We start from the raw sequence: 17,075 nt of genomic DNA on the forward strand, positions 1-17,075 counted from the left end.
CGCAATCATCGGAGTGAGCAGCCCCGTCGTCAGCCCCTCTGGGCCTCGACGCTGCGCTGGACCCGTCGCAGCCACCACAGGCCGATGAAGGGCAGGACGAGCGGAACGAACCCGTAGCCCACGCCGAATGCGGACCACACGCTGTCGTGTGCGAAGTATTCGGGGTGCGTGAAGCTCAGCGTTCCGATGACCAGGACGCCGATGCCCTCGAAGACGCAGGCGGCGACGGCGATGTGGTGCGACGCGCGGCTGCCGATGACCAGGCAGACGGTGGCGAGGATGTAGACGGCGGCGGACAGCGCGGACAGCGTGTACGCGAACGGTGCCTCGTCGAACTTCAGCAGCAGCTGGTAGGAGACGCGGCCGATCGCGGCGAAGGCGAGTATCCCGTAGACCGCGGTGAGGAATCGGCCGGGGCCGGTGTGGATCGCGGAGTACGGCGATCGCGCGGCGCGGGCGGCACGGCGCTCGGCACGTTCGGCGGCTCGTGCCTCTCGTGCTGAGCGCGGGGCCTCGTGCTCCGCGTCCCGCCCGTCCGTCATGTGCATCCTGTCAGTCCTCCGCGTCCTGTGCCCTGCACTCTGTGTCGTGGCGCTGCACTCTGTGTCGTGCGCTCTGTGTCCCGGCCCGAATGGCGTGGGCCTTCCTCGTGCGGATGTGCGCCGAGGCTCACATCCAGATCTGGTTCATCCGCTCGATCATGACCGCGACCGTACCTCCGGCAGCGGCGAGCACCGCAGGGCCCCAGCGGGTGAGCTCCGCGTACGCCCATGCCCCCGCGAGTGGGACGAGCAGCAGCGCCGTGAGCAGATAGCCGAAGAACAGGATCCCGTCCGTGCCGGGCGACTGTCCCCACATCAGCACCGATACGACGGTCTGGATGAGGAGCATCGCCAGGAGCAGTGCTGTGCCGACGAGGGTCCACCGCCCGGCGGCGCGATTGCGCAGGGCGAGGATCAGCGACACGACTGCGAGCAGCAGCGAGTAGCCGATGAGGAAGTACGTGAGTTCCGGAATCACGCGAACATTCTACGGCGGCCGCCCGGGGTCGCGGCCCTCGCCCCTCGGCCACCGGTCCCGACCACCGCCCGGCGGCACTGGGTCCGGCACACAGGCGTTTTCGTTACACTCCTGTGCAGTGCGAGCCTATTTCGATTTCGCCGCGACCTCCCCACTGGATGAGGAGGTCCTCGCGGCATACACACGGGAGCTGCGTGCCGTGGGAAACCCGTCCTCACTGCACGCGGAGGGTCAGTCTGCGCGCATGCGGATGGAGTCCGCCCGGGCGCGCATCGCCGCAGCCGTCGGTGCAGAACCCGCAGAGGTGGTCCTCACCTCCGGGGGGACGGAGGCGGACAACCTCGCGCTCAAGGGCATCCACGCCGCACGGAACGCGGGTGGGGCCCACCGGCCTCGACTGCTGGTCTCCACGATCGAGCACCACGCGATCCTCGAACCCGCTGAGCACCTCGAGTCCCACGGCGTCGACGTGGTCTGGCTGCCGGTCGACCGCCAGGGGCGCGTGGATCTCGAGGCACTGAGGGCGGCGATCGACGAGGACCCGGAATCGGTGAGCCTGATCTCCGTCATGCTCGCGAACAACGAGATCGGGACGGTGCAGCCGATCGAGGAGATCGTCGCGCTCGCGCATCCGCACGGGGTACCCGTCCACACCGACGCGGTGCAGGCATTGGGTCAGATCCCCCTGGACTTCGCCGCATTGGGCGTCGACGCGATGAGCCTCTCCGCGCACAAGGTGGCGGGTCCGGTGGGGGTGGGCGCGCTCGTGCTCTCCCGCGGCATCTCGCCCGTGCCGATCCTGCACGGCGGCGGACAGGAGCGCAGCGTCCGCTCCGGCACGCTCGACGTCGCCGGTGCGACGGCGTTCGCGACCGCCGCAGAGATCGCCGCCTCCCATGTCACGGACGGCACGGTCTCCCGCACCGCTGACCTGAGGGACAGACTGGCCGACGGCATCCGCGAGCAGATCCCCGATGCGATCCTCACAGGCGCAGGACTCGAGGGAGACGACTCCCGCCCCGGCGACGATGACCGCCCCGGCGACGATGACCGGTCCGGCGACGAGGACCCCCGCCCCAGCCGCCTGCCGGCGAACCTCCATGTCGTCTTCCCCGGGTGCGAGGGAGACTCGCTCCTCTTCCTGCTCGACGTCGCCGGCTTCGCGACCTCGACGGGGTCCGCCTGCCAGGCGGGAGTCTCACGCCCGTCCCACGTCCTCATGGCGTGCGGTTTCGACGAGGACCAGGCACGCTCCACCCAGCGCTTCTCGCTGGGACCGGACACCACCCGCGAACAGGTCGACGCACTCCTGCGCGCACTGCCCGAGATTGTGGACCGTTCACGCCGGGCGGGTATGGTGTCCGCATCGCCGCGCTGGGCTGATTCGGGAGGTGCACAGTGAAGGTTCTGGCTGCCATGTCCGGAGGAGTGGACTCTGCGGTCGCCGCCGCACGTGCCGTCGACGCCGGCCACGACGTGGTGGGCGTCCACCTCGCGCTGTCGCGGATGCCGGGCACGCTGAGGACCGGTTCGCGGGGCTGCTGCACCATCGAGGACTCCCGCGACGCCCACATCGTCGCGGGCATGCTCGACATCCCGTACTACGTGTGGGACTTCTCCGAGCGCTTCAAGGAAGACGTCGTCGACGACTTCATCGCCGAGTACGCGAACGGCCGCACACCGAACCCCTGCATGCGCTGCAACGAGCGGATCAAGTTCGCCGCACTGCTGGACCGCGCGCTCGCCCTGGGCTTCGACGCAGTCGCCACCGGACACTATGCGGAGATCCGCCGGGCAGACGACGGCACCACGGAGCTGCACCGCGGCGTGGACCTCAACAAGGACCAGAGCTACGTCCTGGGTGTCCTGACCCCCGAACAGCTGGAGCACTGCCTGTTCCCGATCGGCGCCTCCGCGTCCAAGGCCGATGTGCGGGCGGAGGCCGAGCAGCGCGGGTTCCCCGTCGCGAACAAGCCGGACTCCTACGACATCTGCTTCATCCCCGACGGGGACACGAAGGCGTGGCTCACGGACAAGATCCCGATGCGCCCGGGGCTCATCGAGGACGAATCCGGCGATGTGCTGGGCGACCACGACGGCGCGACGACCTACACGGTCGGCCAGCGCAAGGGGCTGGGCATCGAACGGCCCGCTGCGGACGGCCAGCCGCGCTACGTCCTGGGCGTCGACGCCGCACGCAACACCGTGACCGTGGGACCCCGGGAGGCACTCGCCGTCGACGAGATGGAGGGCATCCGCACCTCCTGGGCGGGGCCTGCTCCATCGGACATGGGCGCTACAGAGGACTCGGGCATCGACTGCGAGGTGCAGATCCGCGCGCACGCGGACCCTGTGCCCGCACGCGTCTGGCTGGGCGAGCTGCGCACGGATGCTCCCGCCGCGGAAGCCGACCCGCTGGGTCCGGTCGTACCCCGACCGCGTCCGGCCGGCCAGGTGCTGCGGGTGCTGGTGAAGGAGCCGCTGCAAGGGGTCGCTCCTGGCCAGACGATGGTGGTCTACCGAGGGTCGCGAGTGCTGGGGCAGGCGACGATCGATCGCGCCCGCAGCCGGGCACGGGCGTGAGCGGACCTCCACGAGGACGTCGGATCGCGAGTATGACTGGGACATGAAGCGCTTGGCCCCCTACGGCACCTGGGACTCACCGATCGACGTCGCCGCTGCGGTGGACGAGCGGCCGATCGGCCGGGGCCGGTTCGGCGCCGTCGACGGCAGGCCCGGCGTGTGGTTCACCCAGGCCGTGCCCGAACAGTGCGGTGCACCGGCGCTCTTCTGGGCTCCGCGGGACGACACCGCTGCACGCGTGCAGATCACCGGCCTGGATATCAGCGTCACCTCGCGGGTGAACGAATACGGCGGTGGGGCGTGGGCGATCCTGCCGACGTCGGGCAGGCTCGTCTTCGTCGAGAACGACAGCCAGCGCATCTGCACCCTGTCGGCGGACCAGATCGCACAGATCGTCCGCGCCGGCGGCCGAGGGCTCGACGCTGTGCGATCGGCCGGCGCCCGCGGGCCGATCTTCGACCGCATCCACCTGACACCCGACACCGACGGTGCTGTCAGATACGGAGACCTCACGGTGTCCCAGGGCGTCGTCCTCGCGGTGCAGGAGACCCACACTCCGGTGCCCCAGACTCAAGAGCCCCAGACGACGGAGCCCCACAAGCCGGAGCCCCACTCTCCAGAGACCCCGGGCGATCGCGTGACCCAGCACGATCGCGTGACCCAGGCGCTCGTCGTCCTCGCCCGCGATGAGGACGACGAATCCGGTGCGGCAGACGACGCCCCGCTCTCAGACACGCTCCCAGCACCACAGATCCTCGCCGAGGCTCCGGCCGACTTCCTCGCATGGCCGAGGCTCTCGCCGGATCGGACCCTGCTCGCCTGGGTGGGCTGGGACAGCCCCCACATGCCCTGGGGCGAGACCGGCCTCTTCGCAACCGCCCTGGACCCGGGGACCCTCGAGCCGGTCGGCGACGCCCACCGGATCTGGCACAGCCCGGAGGTCTCCGTGCTGCAGCCCGAATGGCTGTCCGGGAAAGACCTGGCCTTCAGCGAGGACTCGTCAGGGCACTGGACCGTCGTGACGGTCGATGCGCCGTCCGCCTATCGGCGCGCGTGCGGTGAGCCCGGCGTCCCACCTGCAGAGTCCACCGTGCGCGTGCGGCCCGCCGTCCGCGAGTTCCGCGAGAAGCAGTTCGTGAGCGATCCGCCGGCATCGGTCATGGGAGAGTCCGTGACGCTGACAGGGGAGATCGGCGGACCGCTGTGGAAGCTGGGGTCGCAGTGGTACCTGCCCGTCTCCCGCGGCACGCGGATCCTGGCGGAGAGCCGCTCGGCGGGTACGACGCTGCTGTGGGCCGACCCGCGCACCGGTGCCGAGCACGAGCTCGGTTGCCCCCTGGACTGGCTGCGCATCCAGGACTTCGATGACGACTCGGCGACGGCCCTGCTGGTCGGAGGCGCCGGTGACCGCGTCACCGGCCTCTACACGTTCCATGTGGCGTCCGGTGAGCTGCATCCCGTCGCACTCGAGGCCGACGTCACGGACACCAGCCCCTGGTTCTCCACTCCGCAGCTGTGGTCGTTCGACGCCGTCCACACGGTCGTCTATCCGCCGTTCAACCCGCAGACGGAAGGTCCGGACGACGAGCGTCCGCCGTACGTCGTCTTCGTCCACGGCGGGCCCACGGATCAGGCGATGCCGTCGGCCCAGTCGTTCGGGGCGTTCTTCACCTCCCGCGGGATCGGCGTCGCACTCGTCAACCACACCGGATCGACCGGCTTCGGCCGCCACCACAGGTCCGCGCTCCGCGGCCGGTGGGGCATCGACGACGTCGACGATGTCGTGACGGTCGCCCGCGGTCTCGCTGCTGCCGGCCTCGCCGACCGTGACCGGATCGCGGTGAGCGGTAGCTCTGCGGGAGGCTGGACCGTGCTGGGTGCGGTGACGGCCTCGGACGTGTTCGCATGCGGCGTGAGCCGCTACGGCGTGGCAGACGCCCTGGACTTCGCACGCGGGACCGCACGGTTCGAGGCGCACTACAGCCAGAGCCTCATCGGGCCGCTGCCCGGGTCGGAGGACCTCCACCATCAGCGCTCGCCGCTCAGCCGAGCGGACCGGCTGACCGTGCCGCTGGCCCTCTTCCAAGGTCAGTGCGACACGGTCGTCCTCCCCTCCCAGACCCAGCGGGTCATCGACGCGCTCGAAGAGAACGGCACACCCTACGCGGCACGGTTCTACGAGGACGAGGGACACGGGTTCACGACGCACGAGGTCATCGCGGACACCCTCGTCACGGAGTTCGGCTTCTATGCGAAGATCATGGGCTTCACGCCCCACGGACTGCCGTCGACACGTCTGCAGGGGCGCGGCCGTTGACGCACCCGCCCGACGACGTTCCAGTGACGATGAAGAGGACGACATGACTGATGGCGCATCGATCCCCCGCGCAGCGACGACGGGGGTCTGGGCGGACGTGGATCCGCGGGAGGCGGTCTCGCGCGGAGCGACGCTCGCGGCGGAGGCTCCCGGCCTGCTGCCGTTCCCTCTCATGAGCGCTCCGGCGGCGGGCGGCACCCGCTGGGCCGCCGACGCGCTGGGACTGGCCGCGCAGCTGCTGCCGGAGCTCCCGGTCGACATCGGACCGGCGGGATGGCGGCTGCTGGGTGGTCGCGCGGCCACCGCGGCCAGCACCCTGGACGCTCGTCGGGAGCAGTCGCGGATCGGTCGTGCGCTCGACGCCCTGGGCGAGTACGCGGAGGCCTCCGCCCTGCCCGTGCTCGTGTCCGTGCCGGGTCCCTGGACGCTGGTGCGCCGCCTGGGCCTGCCCGACGAGTCCCCGGTCCTGCGCGATGCGGGCGCCCGCAGGGACGTCGTGCAGTCGTACGCGCAGGGCCTGCTGGACCTGCGCGAGCGCATCCACCGCATCGTCGGAGGAGCAGCCGCACCCGAGGTCCCGGCTGAGACCGAGGCCGCGGGCGCTGCTCCGCTCGACCGGATCCGGATCCGGCTGGTCGAGGACGACCTTGACGCGATCCTCACCGGCACCGTCCCGACGGTGTCCGGGTTCCGCACCCTGCCGGCCGTGCCGGACACCCACGTCCTCGCCGCTCTGCGCTCCGTGGTCGCCCGCACCGGCCCCGGCACCATCCTGTCGCTGCCGGATGCCGACACCGTGACGATCAGCGGCAAGGACGTGGCGCACACGCAGCTCGCCGTCGATGCCGGCATCGACCACCTCGCGATCCCGTCGCCCCGTGCGACGGAGGCCGCAGCCGCACAGCTGAATCGCTGGGAGCGGCTGGCCGAGTGGACCGAGGCGGGCAGGGGACTCTGGCTGCGGGTGCCGGAGACTGCGGCCTCGGCGCCGGAGGCCGTCAGCAGCTGGGTCGAGACTGTCGCCCGTCCGTGGACGGCGGTCGGCATGGGCCGATCAGGGCTCGCCGGCTTCGGTATCCTCACGGGGGAGGAGCTGCCCATCGGCGCCTACCCGCTGCTGCCGGAGATCGCCGGTCCCGCGCGCAGCCGCACGCACGTGCAGATGGCCGCAGCGCTCGCCCGGGCGTTCGCGGACCAGGTGGAGTGACCCAGCGCGAGGAGACGAACCGATGACCACGGAGTCGACGAACACCGATGCCACGGCGGCTGAGCCGGCGATGGCCGGCCCTGTGGCGGACCAGGTCACCGAGACTGATGTGACGGAGACCGCGGGCCTCGCGAAGCGCGTCCACGAGCTCACTGCGCGCATCGAGGAGCTGCGGGAGCAGTACTACCAGCAGAACGCCTCTCCCGTCCCGGACGCGGACTACGACGCGATGGTGGCGGAGCTCGAGGAGATCGAGCAGGCCCATCCGGAGCTCGCGAAGGAGGACTCGCCCACGCAGCACGTGGGCGGGGCCGTCGATACGACGACATTTGACGCGGTCGAGCACCTGGTGCGGATGTACTCGCTGGACAACGTGTTCTCGATCGACGAGCTGCGCACGTGGTTCTCACGGGAGAGGCACGCTGTGCCGGAAGGCACGCGCTGGCTCACGGAGCTCAAGATCGACGGGCTGGCGGTCAACCTCCTCTACCGCGATGGGCACCTGGTGCGCGCTGCGACCCGCGGCGACGGGACGACGGGTGAGGACATCACCCCGAACGTGCGCACCCTGGAGGATGTGCCGCAGCAGCTCGCGACGGAGCATCCGCCGCAGGAGGTCGAGATCCGCGGCGAGGTGTTCTTCCCGATCGAGCGGTTCGCGGAATTGAACGCCGGACTCGTCGAATCCGGCCAGAAGCCGTTCGCGAATCCGCGGAACGCGGCGGCGGGCTCCCTGCGGCAGAAGGACTCGCGCGTGACGGCGCGCAGACCGCTGCGGATGCTGGTCCACGGCATCGCGGCGTGGACGCCCGCAGACGATTCGCATCCGGAGCCGGCCGCCCAGTCGGAGGTCTACGAGACGCTGCGCGACTGGGGCCTGCCGATCAGCGAGTACTACCGGGTCTGCGAGTCCGCTGCAGAAGTCGAGGAGTTCATCGAGTACTACGGGGAGAACCGCCACTCCGTCTCGCACGAGATCGACGGCGTCGTCATCAAGGTCGACGACATCGCCGCACAGGAGCAGCTGGGGTACACGTCGCGGGCGCCGCGCTGGGCGATCGCATACAAGTACCCGCCGGAAGAGGTCACAACCCGTCTGCTCGACATCCAGGTGCAGGTGGGACGCACCGGGCGGGTCACCCCGTTCGCGGTGATGGAACCGGTGCTGGTCGCGGGCTCCACCGTCGAGCGCGCTACCCTCCACAACGGGTACGAGGTCGAGCGCAAGGGCGTGCTGATCGGAGACCTGGTCGTCATCCGGAAGGCCGGAGATGTGATCCCCGAGGTGCTGGGGCCGGTCGTCGACCAGCGTGACGGGAGCGAGCGCGCCTTCGTCATGCCCACGGAGTGCCCGGCGTGCGGCGCCACGCTGTATGAGCAGAAGGCCGGCGACAAGGACAGGCGCTGCCCCAACGCGCGGTCGTGCCCCGACCAGCTGGTCAACCGCGTGATCTACCTCGCGTCGCGGTCCGCACTCGACATCGAGGCGCTGGGGGAGAAGGCGGCCTACGCCCTGACGGCTCCCGGCGAGTACGACGGCGTGCGGAACTTCGACTGGGACACCGACACGGGTCTCGCGCAGAGGACGGGCGACGAGATGCGTGCACCGCTCACCTCCGAAGCGTTCCTCTTCGACCTGACGCCGGAGGACCTCGAGGGACTGAAGACGTGGCAGACGGTGCGGGCGGACGGGGACAAGCGGATCGAGCTCGTGCCCTACTTCTGGACTCGACCGGAGCTGTACAAGACGAAGGCGAAGAAGGGTGAGGTGAGGTTCCCCTCACGCCTGCGCAAGAACACGGAGACGCTGTTCGCGGAGTTGGAGCGGGCGAAGCAGTCACCCCTGTGGCGGATCCTCGTCGCCCTGTCGATCCGGCACGTGGGTCCTGCGGCGGCGCGGGAGATCGCAGCGGCATTCGGATCGATGGAGGCGGTCCGGTCCGCACCGGTGGACGAGCTCGCCGCGATCGAAGGCGTGGGCGAGGTGATCGCACAGAGCCTGCACGAGTGGTTCGACGTCGACTGGCATGTGGAGATCGTCGATCGGTGGCTGGCCGCGGGCGTCGTCATGGATGACGCGGTGACGGGTGCGGCGGCCGGTGGGGCGTCCGGTGCTGCGTCCGGTGGGGCGGCAGCGGGAGCTGCGGGGGCCTCGGCGGAGGGAATCGAACCCGAGGTCGCGGACGAGGTCAGCGAGGCTGCGCAGGCGCAGACCCTCGCCGGGCTCACGATCGTCGCGACCGGATCGCTGGAGCTCTTCACCCGCGACGGGATCGCCGAGGCCATCCGTGCGGCCGGCGGCACGTCACCCGGGTCCGTGTCGAAGAAGACCGACTACCTGGTGGCCGGTGCGAACGCCGGGTCGAAGCTCACGAAGGCCGAGTCGCTGGGCGTCGCAGTGCTGGACGAGGAGCAGTTCGTCGCGCTGCTGAAGGACGGTCCCACAGCGTCCGAGTGACTTTCCGCGTCACATCCTCAGCTGTCGCACAGCCGGATTCTGCCGGGGCTTCAGATTCGCGTGGGAAGCTTGGGTCATGAACATCGGGACCCGTCTTCTCCTGTCTGCGGCACTCGCGGTCGGCTCGACCGTCGGTGCCGCCGCTCTGGGTCAGACCGTCGTCCGGGACACCCAAGCAGAGGTCGGCGCGGCCGCACCGCAGTCGATCGCCACGGAGGGCGCCGGAACGGATGGCGAGGCGGATGCAGAGGCGGACGAGCGCGAAGACCGCGTGGCCGGGGTGCGCGCGGAGCTCACAGCCGCCGCGGCTGCCGGTGAGATCTCCTGGGATGCCGCCGAACGTGTGAGCGACGAACTGGGCGGCTATATCCGCGGCGACGTCAGCGTCTCCGACATCGCCTGAGCGGCCCACTCGCCTCCCTCATCCACACGAACTTTCGTCGGTGGCCCCAACGTGTGAGTGAGGGCCACCGACGAAAGTTCGTGTCGGGACGTCGCGTGTGCGAGGACGTCGTGTGTGATGCCGGGCCGGTCAGCCCCGGATCAGGGGATCAGTGCTCGACCTCCTTCTCCGCACCGTGACCGGTGAGTGAGCGGACCTCCATCTCCGCCGCGAGCTTCTTGCTCTCCACTCCCTTGTCGGTGAGCGAGCCGATCCAGCCCAGCAGGAAGCCCAGCGGGATCGAGACGATGCCCGGGTTGGACAGCGGGAAGATCGCGAAGTCGATGTTCGCGCCGAGCATCGCGTCCTCCGAACCGGACACGACGGGGGAGAAGGCGATGAGCAGGATGCAGGAGATGAGCCCGCCGTACATGCTCCACACCGCTCCGCGCGTGGTGAATCGGCTCCAGTAGAGCGAGTAGAGGATGGTCGGCAGATTCGCGCTCGCCGCGACCGCGAAGGCCAGCGCGACGAGGAATGCGATGTTCTGCCCCTGCACGCCGATGCCGCCGATGATCGACACCGCACCGATGACCAGCACGGTGCGACGGGCGACCTTGACCTCTGCCTGCGAATCCGTCTTGCCTTTGCGGATGACGTTCGAGTAGATGTCATGCGCGAAGGATGCGGCCGCCGTTATCGTCAGACCGGCGACGACCGCAAGGATCGTCGCGAACGCCACGGCGGAGATGATGCCCAGCAGCACCGGGCCGCCCAGCGCGTTGGCGAGCAGCGGAGCAGCGGAGTTCACGCCTCCCGGCGCGTTCACGATGTTCTCCGGCCCGACCATCGCGGCAGCGCCGAAGCCCAGCACGAGGGTGAAGATGTAGAAGACACCGATCAGCCAGATCGCCCACACGACGGATCGGCGGGCCTCCTTCGCAGTGGGCACCGTGTAGAAGCGCATGAGCACGTGGGGCAGACCCGCTGTGCCCAGGACCAGGGCGAGTGCGAGGGAGACGAAGTCGATCGGCAGCGCGCCGTACTTCAGGCCCGGTGCGAGCAGGGCCCCCTTCGGATCGGAGATCGAGTTCGCCACCGCGTCGTCCAGCAGCGACGAGAAGTTGAAGTCGTTGAGCCAGAGCACCCACACCGTCATGATGAAGACGCCGCCGATCAGCAGGAACGCCTTGATGATCTGGACCCAGGTGGTGCCCTTCATGCCGCCCACCAGGACGTAGATGATCATGATGACGCCGACGACCGCGATGACGAGCGACTGGCCCACCCGTGAATCGACGCCCAGCAGCAGGGACACCAGTCCGCCCGCGCCCGCCATCTGGGCGAGCAGGTAGAAGAAGCACACGGCCAGCGTCGTGAGTGCGGCCGCCATGCGGACCGGGCGCTGCTTGAGGCGGAACGCCAGCACGTCGGCCATCGTGAACTTCGCGGTGTTGCGCATGAGCTCCGCGACGAGCAGCAGCGCGACCAGCCACGCGACGAGGAATCCCACCGAATAGAGGAACCCGTCATAGCCGGTGACGGCGATCGCGCCGACGATGCCCAGGAACGATGCGGCGGAGAGGTAGTCGCCGGAGATGGCGAACCCGTTCTGCGAGCCGGTGAATGACCGGCCGGCCGCGTAGTAGTCCGCAGCGGACTTGTTGTTCCTGCTGGCGCGGAACACGATGACGAGCGTCACCGCGACGAACGCCAGGAAGATCGAGATGTTGAGCACCGGATTGTTCTCCGGTGTGGAGGCCGAATCCGCGGCCAGGAGCAGGGGAACGGTCGTGAGGGCAGTGCTCATGAGGAGGCCTCCTGTGCTTCGAACTCGGTGCGCAGCGCCTGGGCCTTCGGATCCAGCTTCCGGTTCGCGTACATGACGTAGATGCTGGTGATGAGGAAGGTCGTGACGAACTGTCCCAGACCCAGGACGATGCCCAGGTTGACGGAGCCGAACACCGGCTGGGCCATGAAGTCGTGGGCGTAGGCGCCCAGGAGGACATAGACCGCGTACCAGATGATGAAGAACGCGGCCATGGGAAAGACGAAGCTCCGATGCGACCGCTTCAGAGCAACGAACTCCTCTGACTCCTGGGCCGCGATGTAATCCATCGTCTGCACGTGCGGATCGTGCTGATCGTGCGCTTCCTGCGCTTCCCGCGCTTCCCGCGCTTCCTGCGACTGCTGCTGATCGTGGGGTTCCTGCGATTCCGGTGGACCGTCTTCATGCGGCGCGCTGTTCTGCGCGGAGCCGTCGTACGACATGTCGCCTCCGTGAGGTCGGTGGATGCACCCGGAGCCCCCTGCCGCAGCGACTCCGCGTCCGTGCGGTGCCGTGTGCATACCTGCAGGTGGCCGGGCTGCGGGACGCCCCGGGCCCGATGCGTCTGTGCATCGGCTCGGCCCATCGTAAGTGATCCACCTCGCATTCATGCGTCTTTGCAGAATAGTTTTTCGCTCTCGTGCATAGATCGCTGTCGTGCACTAAACTCCGCCGCTCGTCACGTCACCTGCGCTTGTCGTCGCGCCTGCGCCCGCGTCGTAGACTGGCCTGCGATAGAACATCGTTTGAGAGAGGGTGGGGATGGCTGACGCAGCCGCGATCACCGCTGGACAGGTCGAGCACCTGGCGGAACTCGCCAGGATCGCCATGTCCAGCGAAGAGCTTGAGAAGACAGCAGGGGACCTGGACCAGATCCTCGCCAACGTCGCCCGCGTGGCGGAGGTGGCGACGGACGACGTCCCCGCGACCAGTCACCCCATCCCGCTGACGAACGTCCTCCGCGACGACGTCGTGGGAAGCCCCCTCACCGCGGAGCAGGCGCTGTCCGGCGCCCCTGCGTCGGAGGACGGCAAGTTCCTCGTCCCCCAGATCCTCGGGGAGGACTGACATGAGCCAGGACCTCACTCGACTCACCGCCGCACAGCTGGCGGATGGCATGCGCGCAGGGGAGTACACGTCGACCGACGTGACCCGTGCGCACCTGGATCGCATCGAGGCGACCGACGACGTCATCGGCTCGTTCATCTCCGTCACCCCGGACGCCGCGCTCGCCACCGCCGCGGACGTCGACCGCCGGCGCGCAGCAGGTGAAGACCTCCACCCGTTCGCGGGTGTGCCCGTGAGCCTCAAGGACGTCGTCGTCACCGCCGGCATCCGCACGACCGCGGGCTCGAAGATGCTCGAGGACTGGGTGCCGCCCTACGACTCGACCGTCTACGCGAAGATCAAGGATGCGGGACTGCCCGTCCTGGGCAAGACCAACATGGACGAGTTCGCGATGGGATCGACGACGGAGCACTCCGCGTTCGGGCCCACGCGCAACCCGTGGGACACGACCACGGTCCCGGGCGGGTCCTCGGGAGGTGCTGCGACCTCGGCCGCGGCCTACCAGGCACCGCTGGCAGTCGGCACGGACACGGGCGGCTCTGTCCGCCAGCCCGCCGCGTTCACGGGCACGGTGGGTGTGAAGCCCACGTACGGCTCCGTGTCCCGCTACGGCATCGTGGCCATGGCCTCGAGCCTCGACCAGGTGGGCCCGCTGGGTCGCACCGTGGCCGATGCCGCCGCCCTCCACCAGCTGCTGGCCGGTCATGATCCGCGCGACTCCACGTCGCTGAGCGACGCCGTGCCGGACTTCCTCGCCGCCGTCCAGGCCGGGGCCCGCGACGGATCGCTCAAGGGCAAGCGCCTGGGCACGATCCGGCAGCTGTCCGCTGACGACTACGACGACGGCGTGCGCGCGGCGTTCACGCAGGCGCTCGAGCTGGCCCAGCAGGCCGGTGCGGAGATCGTCGAGGTCGACATGCCGTCCCTGCGCTACGCCCTGGACGCGTACTACCTGATCATGCCGTCGGAGGCGTCCTCGAACCTCGCCCGCTACGACGGGATGCGGTTCGGCCTGCGGGTGGAGCCGGAATCCGGTCCCGTCACCGCGGAGACCGTCATGAGTGCGACCCGCGCGGCCGGATTCGGCGCCGAGGTCAAGCGCCGCATCCTGCTGGGCACCTACGCCCTGTCGGCCGGCTACTACGACGCCTACTACGGCTCCGCGCAGAAGGTGCGCACCCTGGTGCAGCGCGACCTGGCCGCGGCCTTCGAGAAGGCGGACGTGCTCGTGTCGCCGACCGCGCCCACGACGGCGCTGCCGTTCGGGATGGAGAGCGACGACGACCCGATGGCCCTCTACCTGGGCGATGCGGCGACGATCCCGGCGAACCTGGCCGGCATCCCCGGCATGAGCCTGCCGGCGGGCCTGGCGAACGGCATGCCCGTGGGCTTCCAGCTGCTGGCACCGGCTCGCGAGGACGCGCGCCTCTACGAGGTGGGCTCCGCGATCGAGGCCCTGGTCACCGACGCCGCAGGCGCACCTGTGTGGGCCGGAGTGCCGACGGACTATGCGGCCGAATCCGCAACGACGAGCGCCTGAGGCCGGGAGGACACGCACATGAAGTATGAGGACGCAGTCGCGAAGTACGATCCGGCTCTGGGCATCGAGGTGCACGTGGAGCTGGGCACCGCGACGAAGATGTTCGATGACGCCCCCAACACGTTCGGCGGGGGTGCGAACGAGAACACGACACCCACCTCGCTGGGTCTGCCCGGCGCGCTGCCGGTCGTGAACCGGACGGCGATCGAGTACGCCATCCGCATCGGCCTGGCACTGGGCTGCGAGATCGCGGAATCGTGCCGGTTCGCACGGAAGAACTACTTCTACCCGGACCTGGCGAAGAACTTCCAGACCTCGCAGGCGGATGAGCCGATCGCCTACGACGGCAGCATCGACGTCGAGCTGGAGGACGGCACGATCGTGCCCGTCGCCATCGAGCGGGCGCACATGGAGGAGGACGCCGGCAAGAACACGCACGTGGGCGGGGCGTCCGGCCGCATCCACGGCGCGGATCACTCGCTGGTCGACTACAACCGCGCCGGTGTGCCGCTGGTCGAGATCGTCACGCACCCGATCACCGGGGTCGGGGACCGCGCTCCCGAGGTGGCGGCCGCCTACGTGCGCACACTGCGGGACATCTTCCGGGCCATCGGGGTCTCCGAGGCGCGGATGGAGCAGGGCAACGTCCGCGCGGACATCAACGTGTCGCTGCGTGCGGACGCGGATGCGCCGCTGGGCACGCGCACGGAGACGAAGAACGTGAACTCGTTCCGCTCGATCGACCGGACGGTGCGCTACGAGATCGCCCGTCAGGCGGAGATCCTCGATGCGGGGGGATCCATCCTGCAGGAGACGCGCCACTTCCACGAGACGGACGGATCGACGTCGTCGGGCCGCCCGAAGTCCGATGCGGACGACTACCGCTACTTCCCGGAGCCGGACCTGGTGCCCGTCGCGCCGTCGCGCGACTGGGTCGAGGAGATCCGCGCGGGTCTGCCGGAGCTGCCGGCCGCACGCCGTCGTCGTCTGCTTGACGAGTGGGGCATCAGCGAGCTGGAGATGCGCGACATCATCAACGCGGACCTCCTGGACCCGGTCGAGGCGACCGTCGTCGCAGGCGCGAAGCCGGATGCGGCGCGCAAGTGGTGGATGGGCGAGATCGCGCGCGTCGCCAAGCAGAAGGACGTCGAGGCCACGGAGCTCGCGACACCGGAGCACGTCGCGGAGCTCCAGAAGCTCATCGACGATGGGAAGCTCAACGACAAGCTGGCCCGGAAGGTGCTCGCGGGAGTCGTCGAGGGACGGGGCACACCCGCGCAGGTGATGGAGGCCGACGGCCTGCAGATCGTCGAGGACACCGGTGCGCTCGAGGCCGCCGTGGACGAGGCGATCGCCGCGAACCCGGACGTAGTCGAGAAGATCAAGGGCGGGAAGATGCAGGCGATCGGCGCGCTCATGGGGCCGATCATGAAGGCCACCCGCGGCCAGGCCGACGCGGGCACAGCGCGCGAGATGATCCTGGAGCGCATCAACAGCTGAGGCTGTCGCATCACCGCCGCCGGCGCCTCTACCGCCGCAGAGTGAGTGCAATGTGGTCCAGTTCCATATGGAACTGGACCACATTGCACTCACTCGTTTTCTCACTCGCCTGAACGGTAGGCGGCTGGAGGCTCTGCGGCGGCGCGAGAGCGCAACATCCGCACCAACGGAGTACCGAAAAAGTGCGGATGTTGCGCTCTCGACGTGGGGACGGTCGTTTGCCCCCTGTCCGCGCCCCTGCCGTCCGCTCAGTCCAGCGCGACGGTGGCCGCTTCGTCGAAGATCCCGCCCTGGAACTCCAGCACGTTCGGGCTCACGTCTGCCGGCACGTCGTAGACGATCACACCGGTGGCCGTGTTGCCGGGGTTGATCTCCTCCAGCAGCATGACGTCGTTGTCGGTGGCCGCGTAGATCCCCGCCTCGGAGTCCGGCGAGTACGTGTTGCCGTCCGCGTCCAGCAGGCTCACGTCGCTCTCGAAGAAGAAGGACGGCTCGCTGCCCGTGTTGGCCACGGACATCTCCACGAGGATGAACTGTCCCTGCGCGGTCGTGCCGAGGTACTCGTCGCCCAGTTCGGAGACGCCGGATTCCACGTCGTTCACCGTGACCTCCCAGTCACCGGTCGCGACCGCGTCGCCGATGCTGTATTCGGATGCGGCCTCGGCGGGTGCCTCGCCGTCGGCTTCGCCTCCTGCCTCTTCCTCGCCCGAGGTGCCGGTGCCGGATTCGTCCGAGGACCCGCTGTCTGCGGAGGCTTCCGCGTCCTCGGCGGAGTCGCCGCCCCCGCCGACGGAGGAGATGATCACGATCAGCACGATGACGGCGAGCAGCCAGAACCACCAGCGCTTCCACAGCGGCTTCTTCCGCTTCGCCTGCGCCGGCGGCCCCGGGTGGGGAGGCTGTCCGCCCGGCTGCTGCGCGTAGCCGTGCGGGCCGGGCTGCTGGGTGTAGCCGAACGGCGCTTGCTGGGGGTCATACTGCTGACCGGGGTGCTGGGCCGAGTACTGGCCCGGGTACTGGCCGGGCTGCGGTGCCGGCTGCTGGCCGGTCGTATGCTGCCCGGCAGGCTGGCCGGGGCCCGACGGGAAGCCGGGCTGAGGGGCGGGGTGCTGGGGGTTCGTCATGATTCTCCTGAGGTGTGACGGTGGTGGCTGCGGCGGTCTCGCCGCGAC

Annotated in this window: 14 protein-coding genes; 9 read left to right on the forward strand and 5 right to left on the reverse strand. The window is 69.4% G+C overall.

Features of this window, described 5'->3' with window-relative positions:
• Window positions 1–29: 29 nt before the first annotated feature.
• A complete protein-coding gene (locus tag FM105_RS09960) occupies window positions 30–542 on the reverse strand; it encodes a hypothetical protein (RefSeq protein WP_256970329.1) in 513 nt (170 codons plus the stop codon).
• A gap of 127 nt (window positions 543–669) precedes the next feature.
• Window positions 670–1,020, reverse strand: a complete 351-nt coding sequence (locus tag FM105_RS09965; protein WP_087007787.1) for a hypothetical protein — start codon at window positions 1,018–1,020, stop codon at window positions 670–672.
• A 118-nt stretch (window positions 1,021–1,138) separates the two neighbouring features.
• Between FM105_RS09965 and FM105_RS09970 the strand changes: the two genes are divergently transcribed.
• The 6 genes from FM105_RS09970 (at window position 1,139) to FM105_RS09995 (ending at window position 9,988) form a co-directional block, all read left to right on the forward strand.
• Window positions 1,139–2,422 (forward strand): cysteine desulfurase family protein, encoded by a 1,284-nt coding sequence (locus tag FM105_RS09970; RefSeq protein WP_087007789.1) that lies wholly within the window; start codon window positions 1,139–1,141, stop codon window positions 2,420–2,422.
• Window positions 2,419–3,603, forward strand: coding sequence for a tRNA 2-thiouridine(34) synthase MnmA (gene mnmA, locus FM105_RS09975; protein ID WP_087007791.1), 1,185 nt, complete (start codon window positions 2,419–2,421; stop codon window positions 3,601–3,603). The genes FM105_RS09970 and mnmA overlap by 4 nt, the downstream gene beginning before the upstream one ends.
• A gap of 43 nt (window positions 3,604–3,646) precedes the next feature.
• Window positions 3,647–5,920, forward strand: a complete 2,274-nt coding sequence (locus tag FM105_RS14695) for an alpha/beta hydrolase family protein (RefSeq protein ID WP_087007793.1) — start codon at window positions 3,647–3,649, stop codon at window positions 5,918–5,920.
• A gap of 43 nt (window positions 5,921–5,963) precedes the next feature.
• The gene (locus FM105_RS09985) at window positions 5,964–7,127 is read left to right on the forward strand and encodes a hypothetical protein (RefSeq protein ID WP_087007795.1); all 1,164 of its coding nucleotides are present in this window, start codon (window positions 5,964–5,966) and stop codon (window positions 7,125–7,127) included.
• Between the two features lie 22 nt (window positions 7,128–7,149).
• On the forward strand, window positions 7,150–9,585 hold the full coding sequence (gene ligA, locus FM105_RS09990; RefSeq protein WP_373404775.1) for an NAD-dependent DNA ligase LigA: 2,436 nt from the start codon (window positions 7,150–7,152) through the stop codon (window positions 9,583–9,585).
• A gap of 76 nt (window positions 9,586–9,661) precedes the next feature.
• Entirely contained in the window at window positions 9,662–9,988 is a 327-nt protein-coding gene (locus FM105_RS09995; RefSeq protein WP_087007797.1) for a hypothetical protein, read from the forward strand.
• Window positions 9,989–10,136: 148 nt separating this feature from the next.
• Here FM105_RS09995 and FM105_RS10000 read toward each other — a convergent pair whose 3' ends face one another.
• On the reverse strand, window positions 10,137–11,777 hold the full coding sequence (locus FM105_RS10000; RefSeq protein ID WP_087007799.1) for a solute symporter family protein: 1,641 nt from the start codon (window positions 11,775–11,777) through the stop codon (window positions 10,137–10,139).
• Window positions 11,774–12,085 carry a DUF485 domain-containing protein gene (locus FM105_RS10005; protein ID WP_087008387.1) on the reverse strand — a complete coding sequence of 104 codons (312 nt, stop codon included), beginning with the start codon at window positions 12,083–12,085 and terminating at the stop codon, window positions 11,774–11,776. Before FM105_RS10005 ends, FM105_RS10000 begins: the two co-directional genes overlap by 4 nt.
• Before the next feature lie 472 nt (window positions 12,086–12,557).
• Between FM105_RS10005 and gatC the strand changes: the two genes are divergently transcribed.
• The 3 genes from gatC to gatB are packed head-to-tail and all read left to right on the forward strand — an operon-like array spanning window position 12,558 to window position 15,903.
• A complete protein-coding gene (gene gatC, locus FM105_RS10010) occupies window positions 12,558–12,863 on the forward strand; it encodes an Asp-tRNA(Asn)/Glu-tRNA(Gln) amidotransferase subunit GatC (RefSeq protein WP_087007800.1) in 306 nt (101 codons plus the stop codon).
• Window position 12,864: 1 nt separating this feature from the next.
• Entirely contained in the window at window positions 12,865–14,403 is a 1,539-nt protein-coding gene (gene gatA, locus FM105_RS10015; protein ID WP_087007803.1) for an Asp-tRNA(Asn)/Glu-tRNA(Gln) amidotransferase subunit GatA, read from the forward strand.
• Between the two features lie 18 nt (window positions 14,404–14,421).
• Complete coding sequence (gene gatB, locus FM105_RS10020; RefSeq protein ID WP_087007805.1) at window positions 14,422–15,903, forward strand: Asp-tRNA(Asn)/Glu-tRNA(Gln) amidotransferase subunit GatB; 1,482 nt, start codon at window positions 14,422–14,424, stop codon at window positions 15,901–15,903.
• A 248-nt stretch (window positions 15,904–16,151) separates the two neighbouring features.
• On the opposite strand, the gene FM105_RS10025 is transcribed toward gatB, so the two are convergent.
• Window positions 16,152–17,027, reverse strand: a complete 876-nt coding sequence (locus FM105_RS10025) for a DUF4352 domain-containing protein (protein WP_087007807.1) — start codon at window positions 17,025–17,027, stop codon at window positions 16,152–16,154.
• Between the last annotated feature and the right edge of the window lie 48 nt (window positions 17,028–17,075).

It is taken from the genome of Brevibacterium yomogidense (assembly GCF_900163715.1).
Lineage (GTDB): Bacteria > Actinomycetota > Actinomycetes > Actinomycetales > Brevibacteriaceae > Brevibacterium > Brevibacterium yomogidense_A.